The sequence below is a fragment of the Streptomyces sp. NPDC008125 genome (genome assembly GCF_042957125.1).
GTDB lineage: Bacteria > Actinomycetota > Actinomycetes > Streptomycetales > Streptomycetaceae > Streptomyces.
Map to the genome: position 1 here is coordinate 1 of NZ_JBIBHR010000014.1, position 15,353 is coordinate 15,353.

Genomic DNA, 15,353 nt, shown 5'->3' on the forward strand with positions numbered 1-15,353 from the left:
TCTTATCTGTCCGATTCCCGGTCGAAGCGGGTCAAGCAATTTTCGCTTTCCAGTTCTTCGCTTTCGCGTTTCCCTTTCCGGCGAGTCCGACTCTATCAGATCCTTTCGGGCCTGATTCCCAGTCAGCGGGCCTGTCCTCCGGGCCGTTGCGGGCCCTTCCGACGTCCCAAACCCTAGCGGTTCTTCCCGGCGGCTCATAATCGGGCCTTCGAAATGAATTCCGGCACGCCGAAATTATCCCGAGTGGAAGTTCGTACAGGGTTTGGTTGCCGCTGTCCGCGGCGGGATCGGCTGTCCCGGAACCTTCCGGCTCCCTGACAACTCGGAGAACTTTACGGATCGGGGGGTGCCGTGTCAACCCTGGCCCGCGAGGCCGAGCGAGCTCGGCGACTGCACCGCCCGGGGCACTCTCGGGGGAGTCAGGAGAGGTCGGTGAGCCGGCCGTCCGCGTCCGGCTGGGCTTCCTCCACCCGGCGCAGCAGCCTGATCAGGAGATCGCTGAGGACTCCGCGTTCGCCGCCGGAGAGGTCCTGGAGGACGTCCTCCTCGAAGACGGTCGCCATGCGCATCGCCTCCAGCCACTTCGCACGGCCCTCGTCGGTGACCTCCACGATGACGCGTACCCGGTTGTTCTCGTCCCGGTCGCGGGTGACGAGGCCCTCGGCCGCCATGCGGTCGATGCGGTGCGTCATGGCGGCGGGGGTGAGTCCGAGGCGCTTGGCGAGTTCGCCGGGGCCGAGGCGGTAGGGGCTGCCGACGAGCACGAGGGTCTTGAGGACCTCCCACTCGGCGTTGCTGATGCCCAGGGCCGCGAGCTGTCTGCCGTACGCGACGTTCATACGGCGGTTGAGCCGGCCCAGGGCCGAGACAACCTGCTCGACCTGCGGATCCAGGTCGCTGAACTCGCGCTGGTAAGCGGCGATCTGCTCGTCGAGGCTCGGCTCGTCGGGATCCGGCTCGGGGGTTTCGGACATGGCGGGCAGTATCGCACGCAAGTCCACACCCTTCGAAGTCCTTCGAGGTTCATTGTTGAAGTTCTAACTTTAGTGTTAAAGTCTTCGGGTCTGTGTAGTTCGAGGGCGCACCGTGTTGCCCCGTGATCATGAGGTAGGTGAGTGTGACCAGGGAGATGGGCGCAGCGCTGCGGCGGATCCAGCTGGGAAGCGCGCTGAGCGCGTTCGGCACGGGGTTCACCGTTCCGTATCTGTACGTCTACGTGGCGCAGGTACGGGGTCTCGGCGCCGGTACGGCTGGAGTCGTGCTGGCGGTCTTCGCGATGGCAGCGCTGGTCGTCCTGCCGTTCACCGGGCGGGTCATCGACCGGCGCGGTCCGCTGCCGGTGCTCATGGGTGCCTCGGTCGTGGCGTCGGCCGGCGTCGCGTCGCTGGGGTTCGCGGGCGGGGTGACGGCGGCGGTGGCGTCGGCCGCCGTGCTCGGGGCCGGGGCCGCCGTCATGCAGCCGGCGCTGGCCACGCTGCTCGTCCGCTCCTCCACCAGCACGACCCGTACCCGCGCCTTCGCCATGCAGTTCTTCCTGCAGAACCTGGGCATGGGCATCGGCGGGCTGGTCGGCGGGCAGATCGTCGACACGGACCGGCCGGGGACGTTCACCCTGCTGTTCGTCGTGGAGGCCGTGATGTTCCTGGTGCTCGGCGCCGTCGTGAGCACCGTGCGGCTGCCGCACGTCCCCGCCGTGTCCCCTTCCGTCGACGGGGTCCGCACTGCCGCGGCCGGACCGGGTGGGCTGCGGGCTCTGGTGTCGCACCGGGCCATGGTCCAGCTCTGCGTCCTGGGCTTCGTGGTGTTCTTCGCCTGCTACGGCCAGTTCGAGTCGGGGCTCGCGGCGTACGGCACCGAGGCGGCCGGAATCGAGCCGTCCGCGCTGGGGCTGGCGCTGGCCGCGAACACCGCCGCCATCGTCGTCGCGCAGTTCGTCGTGCTGCGGCTGGTGGAGCGGCGCAAGCGCAGCCGGGTGATCGCCGGAGTCGGCCTGATCTGGGCCTTCGCCTGGGTCGTGGCCGGTTACGCGGGCCTCGGGCACGGCAGCCAGACGATGGCGACGGCCGCGATGATCTCCACGTACGCGCTCTTCGGGCTCGGCGAGTCGATGCTGTCGCCGACCGTGGCCCCGCTGGTGGCCGACCTGGCGCCGGAGTCGATGGTCGGGCAGTACAACTCGGCGTTCGCCCTGTGCAAGCAGCTCGCGCTGGCGGTCGGACCCGCCGTCGGCGGTCCGATGGGAGCCTCGCTGCACGCCCCGTACATCGTGACGTTCGTCGTGGTGTCGCTGGGGATCACGGTGCTGGCGATGCGGCTGGGCCGACGGCTCACCCCTGTGCAGGACCAGCCCTCGCTCGCCGTGCACTCTCGGGTGGTCGCGGTGTCCGTGCCGGAGAGCGCCGTCCCCGTACCGGCAACGGCCCACTGAGGTAACGGGTCCGCGCCCGTCACCGGGGCAGCGCGAACTCGCACCAGACGGCCTTGCCCCCGTCGGGAGTGCGGCGGCTCCCCCAGGACGAGGCGACCGCCGCGACGATCGCGATGCCACGGCCCGACTCGTCCCCGGGCTCCGCTCTCCGGCGGCGCGGCAGGTGGTCGTCCCCGTCCGTCACCTCGATGATCAGCCTCCGGTCGGTGCGCCGCAGTCCCAGGCGCGTCGGCGGGGTGCCGTGTTGGAGCGAGTTGGCGACCAGCTCGCTCGCGGCGAGCACCCCGCGGTCGCGCAGCTCGTCCGGGAAGCGCCAGGAGGTCAGCACCCCGGTGGCGAAGGCGCGGGCGCGCGGCGCCGCCTCCACGCCCCCGAGCAGATCGAGCGAGGCGTTGTGGAACAGCTCCGCGTCCGCTCCCTTGCGGGCGGGGTGCTGGACCACCAGGACCGCGACGTCGTCGTCGTGCTCGGCGGTCACTCCGAGGGAGCGGATCAGCCGGTCGCAGACGACCTGGGGGGACCCCTTCGCGCCGGACAGCGCCCGGCCGAGTGCGGCCACCCCCTCGTCGATGTCCTCGCTGCGGCGCTCCACCAGGCCGTCCGTGTAGAGGACGGCGGTCGAACCGGGCGGCAGCGCGATCGTGCCGGAGGTGTGGATCCAGCCGCCCGTACCGAGCGGGGGACCGGTCGGCTCCTCGGCCACGCGCACGGTCCCGTCCTCGTCGGACACGAGGATCGGCAGGTGTCCGGCGGAGGCGAACACGAGGTGGCCCTCGTTGGGGTCGTGGACCGCGTAGACGCAGGTGGCGATCTGGGTGGCGTCGATCTCGGCGGCCAGACCGTCGAGCAGCTGGAGCACCTCGTGCGGGGGCAGGTCGAGGCGGGCGTACGCGCGCACGGCCGTACGCAGCTGGCCCATGACGGCGGCGGCACGGACCCCTCGGCCCATCACGTCGCCGATGACGAGGGCGGTACGGCCGGCACCGAGGGTGATGACGTCGTACCAGTCGCCGCCGACCGCCGCGTCCGTGCCGCCGGGCTGGTAGGTGGCGGCGATCCTGAGGTCGTCCGGCTGCTCCAGCTCCTGCGGGAGCAGCGACCGCTGGAGGGTGACGGCCATCTCGCGGTGGCGTCGTTCACTGGTGCGGAGGCGTTCGGCCGCCTCCGCGTGATCGGTGACGTCGGCGGCGTGCACCAGCACCCCGCCGCGCGGTCCGCCGTCCGGGGAATCGGCGCCGTCGGTGTCCCAGGGGGCGACGGGGGTGCAGGTCACGGTGTACGAGCCGCCGCCGAGGGTCCGGCGCGACTTGACCGTACGCGGGGTGCCGCTGCGCAGGACCTGGTCCATCAGCGGCAGCACGCTGAGTTCGGCCAGCTCGGGCATGGCCTCGGCCGCGGGCGCTCCGCAGGAGCGGGGGCCGAAGGCCGCCTCGTAAGCGGCGTTGACGTACGCCACCTGGTGGTCGGGCCCCTGGAACAGCGCCACGGGCGCGGGGAGCCGGCCGAGGATCTCGCGGGCGGGCAGGTCGTCGAGGATCGGCACGGTGTCGGACGCACCGGCGGACACGCCGACGGGCGTGGTGCCGGACGGTGAGCTGCCGGACGTGGTGCCGGACGGTGAGCTGCCGGACGTGGTGCCGGACGGTGAGCCGACGGGCGTGGTGCCGGACGGTGAGCCGACGGGCGTGGTGCCGGACGGTGAGCCGACGGGCGTGGTGCCGGGAGGCGGCGGCGGGCCGGTGGGCGACGATTCGTCGGGGGTCTGCAGGACGGCGGCGTCCCCCGGCGCGGCGGCGCACTCCGACCGCGCGTACTCGGCCCGGGCGGCGGGGACGGAACCGCGGTCGGCCCGGGCCGCGGCGCGACGCTGCGTTCCGGGAAAACGGGCGCTCCAGCGCGTGAAGTTCACGTATCTCTGGCCTCGTATGTCGGTCTGGTCCGCTCGGGCTGGCTGCTTCTGCTGCATCTGCTGCGTCCGTGCTCCGCGTCCGCCACGTCGTCGGCCCTGCGGCGGTGTGCCGGTGCTCACGCGTCCGCCGCATCCGGTTCGGCGTCCTCGGCCGGGGTCAGGGGCGGGGGCGCGGCCCGGGGGAAATCACGGCAGGGCCTTGTCGTGCTGTCGATGCGACGTCGCGGGTCACCGGTGGCCGCACAGGTGCCCGCCGGGTTGGGGCCGGCGTTCACCTCTGATCGCGGTCGACCGGGTCACTCTGTGCAGATGTGGACGTACCTATGGTCACACGTCCAGTGTGACGGAGCGTACTGACAGTCGTCATTCGGCCGTCGGTACGGGTCCGCGGCACGTCCGCCCGCCCGGTGCTTCCGGACGGGGTGACGCGTGCGCCTGCCTCGGGCGTTCCGGGGCCGGACAGGGTGGCGGGCTCGTGCTCGTACCGACGCGGTAGGCGCTGGTCCGGCATCGGTACGACGTGATCTCATGCCTCCCCGGAAAGAGGGACGGCGTGGGACCCACACGTGGGGTCGGGCGGTCAGCCCGGCGGCTCGTGGGGTTCGTGGGGTTCGTCGCCGGTACCGGCGGGCCGCCGGGGAGGCGGGGTGCGGTGGGGGCCCGCGCCCCCGGCCGCCAGCTCGAACTCCGCGCGGGGATGCTCCAGCGACCCGAGGGAGACGATCTCGCGGGCGAAGAGCCCGGACAGGATCCATTCGGCAAGGACGCGCGCCTTCCGGTTGAAGGTCGGCACCCGGCTGAGGTGGTAGGCCCGATGCACGAACCAGGCGGGGTAGCCCTTGATTCTCCGCCCGAAGACGTGGGCGACTCCCTGGTGCAGGCCGAGGGAGGCCACCGATCCGGCGTACGCGTGCCGGTAGTCGGTGAGCGGGCGCCCCTCGAGAGCCGCTACGACGTTGCCCGCCAGAACCTTCGCCTGGCGGACGGCGTGCTGGGCGTTGGGCGCGGCCAGGGCACCCGGGTCCGGCACCGTGAGATCGGGGACGGCCGCCGCGTCGCCCGCGGCCCAGGCGTGCCGGGTACCGGCGATCCTGAGGTCGGCGGTGCAGCGCAGCCTGCCCCGTTCGGTGACCGGAAACCCGGTGGTGGCGATGAGCGGCGCCGGTTTCACCCCGGCCGTCCAGACGAGCGTGCGGGTGGGGAATCGGGAGCCGTCGCTCAGTACGGCCACGCGGTCCTCGCAGGACTCCAGACGGGTGTCGAGACGTACGTCGACATTCCGTCCGCGCAACTCCCGCACGGCGTAGGCGCTCATGGCCTCGCCGACCTCCGGGAGAATGCGTCCGGTCGCCTCGACGAGGATCCATCTCAGGTCGTCGGGACGGATGTTGTGGTAGTACCGCGCGGCGTAGCGGGTCATGTCCTCGAGTTCGGCGAGTGCCTCCACGCCGGCGTACCCCCCGCCGACGAAGACGAAGGTGAGAGCCGCGTCGCGGAGGGCCGGATCGCGGGTGGCCGAGGCGATGTCCATCTGCTCGAGAACGTGGTTGCGCAGCCCGATGGCCTCCTCCACCGTCCTGAACCCGATGCCGGACTCGGCGAGTCCGGGGACCGGGAGCGTCCGCGCCACGGAGCCGGGGGCGAGGACCAGCTCGTCGTACGGCATCTCGACCGCGCCGTCGCCGTGCTTGCCCGTGGCGAGGGTGCTCACGGTGGCGGTCCGCGCGGCGTGGTCGATGCGGTGCACCTCACCGATGACGATGCGGCACAGGCCCAGGACGCGGCGGAGCGGGACGACGACGTGCCGGGGCGAGATGGACCCGGCGGCCGCTTCGGGGAGGAACGGCTGGTACGTCATATAGGGGTCGGGCGTGACGACCAGGATCTCGACCTCGCCGCTTCTCAGCCCGCGCTTCAGCTTCCTCTGGAGGCGCAGCGCCGTATACATCCCGACGTAGCCTCCACCGACGACGAGAATGCGCACACCTGGCCTGCTGCCGGGGGCCGTTCCCCGGGAATCTGGAGCCATCACCACCCCATGACGCACCGGAGTCGCGGGTTTGTCCACAGGCCCCGCAAATTGTGTGACCACCAAGCTCCGGCGCGCGGGCTCACTACCCGTCAGGTAGGACGGCGTAGCCCCGCAGGTCAGGCAGGGAAGGAGGGGGCGCGCGCAAGGGCTGAAACAGGAACGATCGGGTCCTTGCTCCGATCGAGGGGCGCTCCGTGCGGAACTGCCCCTTCTGAATTGCCCCCCGCTCAACTATGTTCGTAGCCGATCGGGGTGGGGATGGGGAAGTTCGTCACTCCTCTTCTCCGGTCCACATGGTGGGGAAGTCTCCGGGGGGAGACGTCATAACCGGGGGAAGTCATGCACATTCAGGATTCGCATGGGCAGGTTGCCGTCCCGGCCTCGACCGAGGCCGTGGCACGGCTCAGCACACCGGGAGGACTCGCCGTCGTCGAGTCGTCCCGCCCGACCGGTGGAGCGGGCTCCGGCCCGGGTGCGACCGGCGGAGTCGTCGCGTCGCTCGGTTCGGTGACCGCCTCTGTGACCAGTCCGGCCGCCGGTTCGGCGACTGGTTCGGCAGGAGGTCCGGTGACCGGTGCGGTCACCGGACCGGCAGCGGGTTCCGTGACGGGTTCCGCCCTCGGGACGCCGACTCGTTCGGCGCCGCTCCGCGTGGACGCGCAGCGGAACCTGGAGCACGTCCTGCGCGCGGCGCGGGAGGTCTTCGGTGAACTGGGGTACGGCGCCCCGATGGAGGACGTGGCCCGCCGCGCGCGGGTCGGGGTGGGCACCGTCTACCGCCGGTTCCCCAGCAAGGACGTCCTGGTACGGCGAATAGCCGAAGCCGAGACGGCTCGGCTGACGGAGCAGGCACGAGCCGCGCTCGGCCAGGAGGACGAGGCCTGGTCCGCGCTCTCCCGCTTCCTCCGGACGTCGGTGGCGTCCGGAGCAGGCAGGTTGCTGCCGCCGCAGGTGCTGCGGGTCGACGCCTCCTCGAAGGCCGAAGAGGTCCTCCGCGCCGCCGGGGACGGCGGGGACGGGACGCGGGTGCCGCAGCAGCGGCAGGTCGCCGCTTTGACGGAGCTTCGCCCGGTGCCACAGCGCACGGACGCGTCGGTGGCCGAAGAGAATGCGGGAACCGGCGAGTTGCTCGACGTCGTCGGCCGACTCCTGGAGCGTGCCCGGGATTCCGGCGAGTTGCGCCCCGATGTGACGGTGGCCGACGTGCTGTTGGTGATCGCCACCTCCGCGCCCTCCCTGCCGGACCCGGCCCAGCAGGCCGCCGCCTCGGCACGGCTGCTCGACATCCTGCTGGAAGGACTGCGTTCGCGGCCTGCGTGAAGGCGGAGGTGAGGGGAGCGGGAGGGGCGTAAGCCGGCCGGTGAGCCGGTGAGCCGGTGAGCCGGTGAGCCGGTGAGCCGGCGGGTTGAACGGCCCGGGTGACGGCCCTCGGAGGCTCCGGCCGGCCGGGGGCGGAACCGTCCCGTTCGGATGACCTCTCGCGCTCCCATTCGGTCGGACACCCCGGACGAGTGGAAGGTGGGGCTGAACCAGCGCGGAGCGCAAGGGCCGTGTGGCAGTGTTGCCCGGAATCGGGTTCACGGCAGGTACGGGGGCTTCCGCGATGAGCGGTGACGGCACGCGGGAAGAGCCGCTCGACGGCGTCTCGACCGAGGGCTCCGCCGTGGAAGGGACGGTCCCGCCACCACGCCGGGCCCAGGTTCCCCCGCAGGGTGGCACGGAGAGGCTGCCCGGCAGCGGTTCGCCGGGCGCGAGTCGGCCGGGGACGGGTTCGCCGGAAACCGGTGCGCCCGGCGCACGTTCGGCAACCGTTTCCGGAGTACCGGGAGTACCGGGAGCACCGGGAGTACCGGGAGCACCAGGAGACGATGGGGAGGCTCCGGCGGGGGGCGGTTGCGGCACCGTGCTGCCGGGTCCCTGGTCCGTGCCTCCGCAGCGTACGGCGCGAGGGGCCACGACCGGGCTCACCGTGTCGGACGCCGAGCTCATCAGGGGTATGCGGTCCGGTGACGACCGGGCGTACGAGGAGTTGTTCCGGCGCCACTCCGGCGCCGTCCGACGCTACGCGCGTACCTGCTGTCGCGACGCGCACACCGCGGAGGACCTGACGGCCGAGGTGTTCACCCGGACCCTGCAGGCGGTTCGTGGCGGAAAGGGGCCCGAAGAAGCAGTCCGCGCCTATCTGATGACCGCGGTCCGGCATGTCGCCGCCGCCTGGACGAAGAGCGCGAAGCGCGAACATCTGGTCGACGACTTCGCGGTGTTCGCCGCCGGGGCGGCGCGTGCCTCCGAGCTGTCCGACGACGACACCCTCGACCCGGGCGCGGACGTCCGGGCGATGCACGAGGCCGAGCAGTCCATGGCCCTGCAGGCGTTCCGCAGTCTGCCGGAGCGCTGGCAGGCCGTGCTCTGGCACACAACCGTGGAGGAGGAGTCGCCGAGCGAGATCGCCCCGCTCTTCGGATTGTCCGCCAACGCCACGGCGGTGCTCGCGGGCAGGGCCCGGGAGGGGCTGAAGCAGGCATACCTCCAGGCGCACGTCAGCCAGGCCCTGGTGGCGGGCGGTGACTGCGCGCGGTACGCCGACCGGCTCGGCGCGTACGCGCGGGGCGGCCTGCGGATGCGGGCGGAGCGCGGACTCCGCAAGCACCTGGACGAGTGCGCCAAATGCCGGGTGGCCGCAGGTGAGTTGCAACAGGTCAACGCGGGGATTCCCGCGCTCCTGCCGATCGCCGTCATCGGCTGGTTCGCCGCCGCGTACTCGCTCAAGGCCGCAGGAGTCGTGGCGGGCGGCACGCTGGGCCTCGCCGGGGCCGGGGCGGCAGCCGCCGCGACCGGGACCGGCGCGACCGCCACCGGCGCGGCCTCGGGAGCTGCCACCGGCGCGGCCTCGGCGGGCGGTACAGCTGCGGGCGGTGCCGGTGGTGGTTCGGCGGCCGGAGGCGCTGTCGCGGAGGGGCTCGGCGCGCCGGTCAAGGTGGGCGTCGCGGCCACGGTGGCCATCGCGGCGGCGGCGGGACTGGTGTGGGCCCTGGCCGGTGACGAGCAGCCGGAGCCGGTGGCCAAGCCTCCGGTGGCGGTGGCCTCCATTCCGTCCGTCGCCCCCTCGCCCGAGCCGCCCGCCCCGACGCCACCGCCCCCCGCACCCCCGCACCCGGCGGTGCCGGAGCCCTCCCCGACGGTCGCGCCGACTCCCTCGCCGTCCCCGCCCGCCCCGAGGCCCTCCCCGAAACCCTCCGCCCCGGCCGCACCCGCTCCTCGTGCGCCGTCGCCCACCCCGCCCGTCGAGGATCCCCCTGTCCCGGAGCCCGTCCCCTCTCCCACCGAGGTACCCGCGCCGAAGGCGCCCGCGCCCGAGGTCCACCGGTTCAGCGAGCTGCGCTACGACCTCCTGGGGGACGGGTCCGGGCCCACGGTGAAGCTGCGCGGGAGCAGCCCGATCTGGCAGCGCCGGAACCTGTCGATCGCCTCCACCCCGTACACGCACGGTGTGACGGTGGGCGGCCATTCGTCGGTGGTCGTCCTGCTGGACGGGCGCTGCACCCGCTACGAAGCGATGGCCGGGATCGACGACCGGGCCCTCGGCCTGGGCGCGGTGCGCTTCTCCGTCCTCAGTGGTGAAGGCGGCGAGGGGGACGGCGCGGGCGCGGTGCTGTGGACCTCCGGGACCGTACGGGCGGGTTCCCCCGCCGTACCGGTGAGCGTGCCGCTGCACGGGCTGACGGCGGTGCGCCTGGTCGTCGAGGCCGCGTGGCCGTTCGGCGGGGTGACGATGGCCGACTGGGCCGACTCACGTTTCACCTGCGGGTGACTCGACCCGCTTTCGGGGCACCGGGTGGCGCACCGCTCACGGGACATGTCCTCCGGACACCCGCTCCCACGGCACCGCACGAGGACCCCCACACGGGGGCCGCACACGGGGGGCCGCACACGGGGGCCGCACACGAGGGCAGCCGCACGGAGGCCGCCCACGGGGCCGCCACACGGGGTCGCCACAGGGGGCCGCCGCACGGAGGCCGCGTACGGGGGCCGCCGCACGAGCGGTCCTTCGAGCGGCGGCGGCGGCCCTCACGCCTGGAGGGAACGGCGCGCGGCCGGCAGGACACCTCCCGCGACGGCACGGCTGCGCGCCGCCGTACCGGTCCAGCAGGTACCCCGGCGCCCCATCAGGCGGCGGAGCCAGAGTTCCGTGGAGGCGAGGTCCGCGAGCCCGTCGAGGGGCAGCGGTTCTCCGTCGGCGGCCGCGCGCAGCGCCTTGCGGACCACGCGGGCCTCGATCAGTCCGGCGTCGGCGAGCAGCGGAGCCTCGAACAGGTCCATCAACTCGGGCAGTGCCAGGCGGAGTCCGGTGCGGTTCGCCTCCGTCGACCGCACCAGCGACGGAGCGCCCCAGCCGGCGGGCAGTTCATGGATGCCCGCGCCCGACAGGACCCGGCGCAGAATCGCGGCGCGCGCGCCCGGCTGGACCCGGAGTGACTCCGGCAGCGCACGTGCCGCCCTGACCACCTGGTTGTCGAGGAAGGGCGCGTGCAGCCGCTGGCTGCGGATGTCGGCGGCCTGCTCCAGGATGCGGTGGCCGGCGGCGGCCCGGGCAAGGGCGGCGCCCGCTCGGGCCTCGCCCGGGCGCTGTGCGGTGGCGGGGCGGATCGCCGCCTCCTGGAGCCGGACCGCCACCTGGGCGAGCGCCTCCCCGGTGAGCCAGCGTGCGGCGGGTCCGGGCCGGGACCAGGTGAGGGCGGCCAGTGAGGCGTCGGCGGGGGTGCTGCCGCGACCGGGGCCGGCGGGGTGCCGGTTCGCCTCGGGCAGCAGCCCGGCCGCCGTCTCCAGGCCGGTGCGGTAGGAGGTGCGGGCCAGCCGGCGGGCGGCCCGGTAGACCGCGAGCGGCACGAACAGCGAGTGCCCGGAAGCACCTTCGGCCCGGGTGAGCGCCGCGACGGGTCTCAGCAGGTCGCGGCGGCGACGGTCCATGAGGAGGTCGGCCAGGCGGGCCGGGTGCGCGTCGAGCACCTGCCGGGCGCCGTACCCGACCAGGTGGTCCGCGCTGCCTGCGGCGAGCCGGCGGCGGTGGCGTTCGGCGACGACGAGCGAGGGCGACGGTTCGTCGGTGATCACCGCGTTCTCCACCGAGAGGTCCGCGTAGGGGAGGGCTTCCTCGCCCGCGGGGACCACCACGTGGTGCAGGCGCGGGTTGGCGGCGATGGCGCGGGCGCGGGCGAGTTCGTCCTCGTCGCCACGGGTGGTGAGGTCGTTGAAGGTGACGGCGAGGAGCCGCTCCCCCGCGCCGGTGCCGTGGCCGAGGACCGTACCGGGGAGGCCGGGCAGTCCGGCGGCGAGGAGGGCGAGGGTCGCGGAGGCGCTGCCGCCGGAGAGGTCGGCCCCGATGCCCGGGACCGGACCCCGGCCGCGGGCGGCCCGGCGGTCGGCGGGCCCCATGCCGGGTACGGGTCCGGGGTCCTGCGGCCCGGCCTCCGGGGCATGGCGGGGGGCAGTGAGCCGGGCTCGTACGGCTTCGACGAGGGCGTCCCGTACGCCTTCCACCGCGTGGACGGGATCGGCCTGCGGGGCGGCGACGGCGAGGGAGGCGACAGGTTCGTACCCGGTGATCTCGCGGGAGCCCTCGCGGAGGATGAGCGCGTGGCCGGGCGGGATGCGCTTCACACCGGCGTACGGGGTGCCGTCGCCGAGGGCCTCCGGGGTCTCGGGGCAGGCCAGCAGGGCGGCCAGGTGGCCGATGTCGAGCTGGGCCTCGATGAGGTCGGCGAGCGGCAGTGCGGCGGTGGCGTACGCGGTGCCGCCTGCCCAGGGGGTGTGGAAGACGGGCCGGGCGCCGGCGAGATCCCCGGCGACGGTGATGCGCCGTCCTGTCTGCACGACGACCGTGTAACTGCCGGGCCAGGCGGTGAGATGGCGCAGGGCGCCGCCGCGCGCTGAGAGGAGTCCGACGCGCAACTGCTCGTCGGTCGCCCCGCAGCAGCCGAGTACCGCGAGCCGGGTGGTGGGTGCGCCGACCGTGGTCGCGGCGTCGATGAGACGGATCTCGTCGGGGCGCCAGTCGCCGACCGCCCAGAGCGGGTCGGGGTCTCCCCACAGGAGTTGGGAGCCCACCGGATGGACCGTGCGCCCCTCGCCTCCCGCGCCGACCCCGCCCACCGTGCCGAAGCTCGCGGCGACGCTGCTCCACCCCACCAACCAACGCATCGCCGCCTCCACAGGCTGTGGACTGACGGCGCACATGGTCCGCTGGAGCGCCGCTGCGGGACATGCTGCCACGACTGCGACGGCCGGGAGGGGGTACGCGCGGCGCACGCCGGAAGAGCATGCGCCCCTGGCATGAGCCGGAAGCCTCGGACGAGGCCGTCCCGCCCAACGGAACAACACCTTCCGCTTGTTGGGAACCTGGCGGCACGACCATCGAGCCCACCGGCACAACCACCGTGGCCCGGCGACGCGACCACCGGAACCGGGACGTGCGACCGCCGCCCCCGACGGCGCGCCCCTCGCCACCGCACCACCCCGGACCGCTCCGCGCCCGCCGCTCCGCGCCCGCCGCCCCGCGCCCCTCGCCCGAGCCCCGCCGGTACCCTCCGCCGGGTCACCGGGGCGGTCCCGCCTCTGCACCCTCAGTCACATTCAAGCCACCGGAGGAGCGCTCTCGCGGTGGATTCCAACGGATCAACGACCGTCGAGAATCGGCCATTCTTAGCCGGTCCGGCGTCGGCCGGGTGTCGGTAGCGCCCCGTACCCGCACCCCCGTACCGCCGCTCCGCGCACCGCTCCGGCGCGCGTACCCGGCGCACGCCCCGGAGGATTCGCGCGTCCCCCGCGCCCGCCGGACGGCCCCCGAGGGCCCTGTCCGGCGCTCGGCCCGGGAGATGGCGCGCACCTCCCGGGCCGGTCCGCCGCCCGCGGGGAATGGGGCGGCAGTGTCCCCCAGCCCGCCGAGTCCAGTGCGGCGGGCCGACCCACGCAAGGTCCATGGAAGCGCTTCGACACCGGCCCGGCGAGAGCGCACGGCCGGGCGCACGGCCACACGGCCGGGGCACATCCGGCCCCCTCCCCCGCCCCCTCCGGCCATCCGGGCAGCCCCCGGACGACACCCGGCGCGGGCCACAATCCCGCCATCCGAACCCATGCCCCTTAACGGTAGGGATGCGGAGAACTACGCTGGGTTTACCGATGGTCCCAGCACGGCGGCATATTCCTCGGGGTTCGGCCACATGCGTGTGCGCCGGGCCTCACGGGAGTCCACCGCGAGGAGATCCCGGTACGAATGCCGCGCGCCGCCCCCGGTGACGCGGCGGCTGTCTGTGTGTCGAGGGGTGGCGCATGTCCAGGGAGCAACGCGGGCCGAACGAGAAGCTCGGCACGGTTCTCGCCCTCGCGGGAATCAGCAACGCCGGGCTCGCCCGGCGGGTCAACGACCTCGGAGCACAGCGCGGTCTGACACTTCGCTACGACAAGACCTCGGTGGCCCGATGGGTCGCCAAGGGCATGGTGCCGCAGGGCGCGGCGCCGCATCTCATCGCGGCCGCGATCGGGGCCAAGCTGGGCCGGCCGGTCCCGCTGCACGAGATCGGTCTCGCCGACGCCGACCCGGCGCCCGAGGTCGGTCTCGCCTTCCCCCGCGACGTGGGCGAGGCGGTGCGCTCCGCGACGGAGCTCTACCGCCTGGACCTCGCCGGCCGCCGCGGCGGCAACGGCATCTGGCAGTCGCTGGCGGGGTCCTTCTCGGTGAGCGCCTATGCGACACCCGCGTCGCGCTGGCTCATAACCCCCGCCGACCCGTCGGTCGCCCGGGACTCCACGGCGGCGCGGACCGCGCTCCTCGGCGGCCCGGCAGCGGCCCGCCCCGCGGCGGCTCCGGCGCCGGGCGGTCCGTTGCTGCCCGGTGGGCACGGGGCGGTCCCGGTGCAGCCGGGGCCCGAGTCCGTGGCGGACGCCTCGCCGCTGCGGGTCGGCCACAGCGATGTCGCCAAACTGCGCGAGGCGGCCCAGGACGCGCGCCGCTGGGACTCCAAGTACGGTGGCGGGGACTGGCGTTCGTCGATGGTCCCGGAGTGCTTACGGGTGGACGCGGCTCCGCTGCTGCTCGGTTCGTACAGCGACGAGGTGGGCCGTGCGCTGTTCGGCGCCTCCGCCGAACTGACCCGGCTGGCCGGGTGGATGGCCTTCGACACCGGCCAGCAGGAGGCCGCCCAGCGGTACTACATCCAGGCGCTTCGGCTCGCCCGGGCCGCGGCCGACGTCCCGCTCGGCGGGTACGTCCTGGCGTCGATGTCGCTCCAGGCGACGTACCGGGGCTTCGCCGACGAGGGGGTCGATCTCGCGCAGGCGGCGGTCGAGCGCAACCGGGGTCTGGCGACGGCCCGGACGATGAGCTTCTTCCGGCTGGTCGAGGCGCGCGCCCACGCGAAGGCGGGGGACGCCCCGGCGGCCGGGGCGGCGCTGCGGGGGGCGGAGAGCTGGCTGGAGCGGTCGCGGCCGGGGGACGCCGATCCCTCGTGGCTCGGCTTCTACTCGTACGACCGGTTCGCCGCCGACGCGGCCGAGTGCTACCGCGACCTCAAGGCGCCCCGCCAGGTGCGCAGGTTCACGGAGCTGGCGCTGTCGAAACCCACCGAGGAGTTCGTCCGCTCGCACGGGCTGCGGCTCGTCGTCTCGGCCGTCGCCGAGCTGGAGTCGGGCAACCTCGACGCCGCCTGTGCCGCCGGGACCCGTGCGGTGGAGGTCGCGGGGCGGATCTCCTCCGCCCGGACGACCGAATACGTGCGCGATCTGCTGCACCGCCTCGAACCGTACGGGGACGAGCCGCGCGTCGCCGAGCTGCGCGAGCGGGCCCGGCCGCTGCTGGTGGCCCCCGCCTGACGGCCCGGTGCGGGCCCCGTCGCGAGCCCGCCCGCCGAAATCCGCGCCACGTCCCCGCCCCGCCCGGGGTTTGATCCGGTTGTCAGCGGGTCAGTGCACTATCGGGGTGGGAGGTGGCG

The 15,353-nt window shown here is 73.9% G+C and carries 8 protein-coding genes; 4 read left to right on the forward strand and 4 right to left on the reverse strand.

Features of this window, described 5'->3' with window-relative positions; translation table 11 throughout:
- Positions 1-419: 419 nt before the first annotated feature.
- Positions 420-974, reverse strand: a complete 555-nt coding sequence (locus ACFZAX_RS23280) for a MarR family transcriptional regulator (RefSeq protein ID WP_390963896.1) — start codon at positions 972-974, stop codon at positions 420-422.
- Between the two features lie 155 nt (positions 975-1,129).
- Between ACFZAX_RS23280 and ACFZAX_RS23285 the strand changes: the two genes are divergently transcribed.
- A complete protein-coding gene (locus tag ACFZAX_RS23285; RefSeq protein ID WP_390964086.1) occupies positions 1,130-2,428 on the forward strand; it encodes an MFS transporter in 1,299 nt (432 codons plus the stop codon).
- A gap of 19 nt (positions 2,429-2,447) precedes the next feature.
- Here ACFZAX_RS23285 and ACFZAX_RS23290 read toward each other — a convergent pair whose 3' ends face one another.
- Positions 2,448-4,337 carry a SpoIIE family protein phosphatase gene (locus ACFZAX_RS23290; RefSeq protein WP_390963898.1) on the reverse strand — a complete coding sequence of 630 codons (1,890 nt, stop codon included), beginning with the start codon at positions 4,335-4,337 and terminating at the stop codon, positions 2,448-2,450.
- A 580-nt stretch (positions 4,338-4,917) separates the two neighbouring features.
- Positions 4,918-6,366: an FAD-dependent oxidoreductase gene (locus ACFZAX_RS23295; protein WP_390963899.1), complete on the reverse strand. Its 1,449-nt coding sequence runs from the start codon at positions 6,364-6,366 to the stop codon at positions 4,918-4,920.
- 570 nt (positions 6,367-6,936) lie between these two features.
- On the opposite strand from ACFZAX_RS23295, the gene ACFZAX_RS23300 reads away from it, so the two are divergent.
- Together ACFZAX_RS23300 and ACFZAX_RS23305 are read left to right on the forward strand one after the other, a co-directional pair.
- Positions 6,937-7,689 carry a TetR family transcriptional regulator gene (locus tag ACFZAX_RS23300; protein WP_390963900.1) on the forward strand — a complete coding sequence of 251 codons (753 nt, stop codon included), beginning with the start codon at positions 6,937-6,939 and terminating at the stop codon, positions 7,687-7,689.
- Between the two features lie 283 nt (positions 7,690-7,972).
- Entirely contained in the window at positions 7,973-10,180 is a 2,208-nt protein-coding gene (locus ACFZAX_RS23305; protein ID WP_390963901.1) for a sigma-70 family RNA polymerase sigma factor, read from the forward strand.
- Between the two features lie 257 nt (positions 10,181-10,437).
- On the opposite strand, the gene ACFZAX_RS23310 is transcribed toward ACFZAX_RS23305, so the two are convergent.
- Complete coding sequence (locus ACFZAX_RS23310) at positions 10,438-12,567, reverse strand: asparagine synthase-related protein (protein WP_390963902.1); 2,130 nt, start codon at positions 12,565-12,567, stop codon at positions 10,438-10,440.
- A gap of 1,128 nt (positions 12,568-13,695) precedes the next feature.
- Between ACFZAX_RS23310 and ACFZAX_RS23315 the strand changes: the two genes are divergently transcribed.
- Complete coding sequence (locus ACFZAX_RS23315) at positions 13,696-15,234, forward strand: sporulation protein (protein ID WP_390963904.1); 1,539 nt, start codon at positions 13,696-13,698, stop codon at positions 15,232-15,234.
- Positions 15,235-15,353: the final 119 nt, after the last annotated feature.

Excerpts from the sequence above, each read along its gene's own strand:
- ACFZAX_RS23280 (WP_390963896.1), bottom strand. The coding sequence starts at position 974 with ATGTCCGAAACCCCCGAGCCGGATCCCGACGAGCCGAGCCTCGACGAG.
- ACFZAX_RS23285 (WP_390964086.1), top strand. The coding sequence starts at position 1,130 with ATGGGCGCAGCGCTGCGGCGGATCCAGCTGGGAAGCGCGCTGAGCGCG.
- ACFZAX_RS23295 (WP_390963899.1), bottom strand. The coding sequence starts at position 6,366 with ATGGCTCCAGATTCCCGGGGAACGGCCCCCGGCAGCAGGCCAGGTGTG.
- ACFZAX_RS23305 (WP_390963901.1), top strand. The coding sequence starts at position 7,973 with ATGAGCGGTGACGGCACGCGGGAAGAGCCGCTCGACGGCGTCTCGACC.
- ACFZAX_RS23310 (WP_390963902.1), bottom strand. The coding sequence starts at position 12,567 with ATGCGTTGGTTGGTGGGGTGGAGCAGCGTCGCCGCGAGCTTCGGCACG.
- ACFZAX_RS23315 (WP_390963904.1), top strand. The coding sequence starts at position 13,696 with ATGTCCAGGGAGCAACGCGGGCCGAACGAGAAGCTCGGCACGGTTCTC.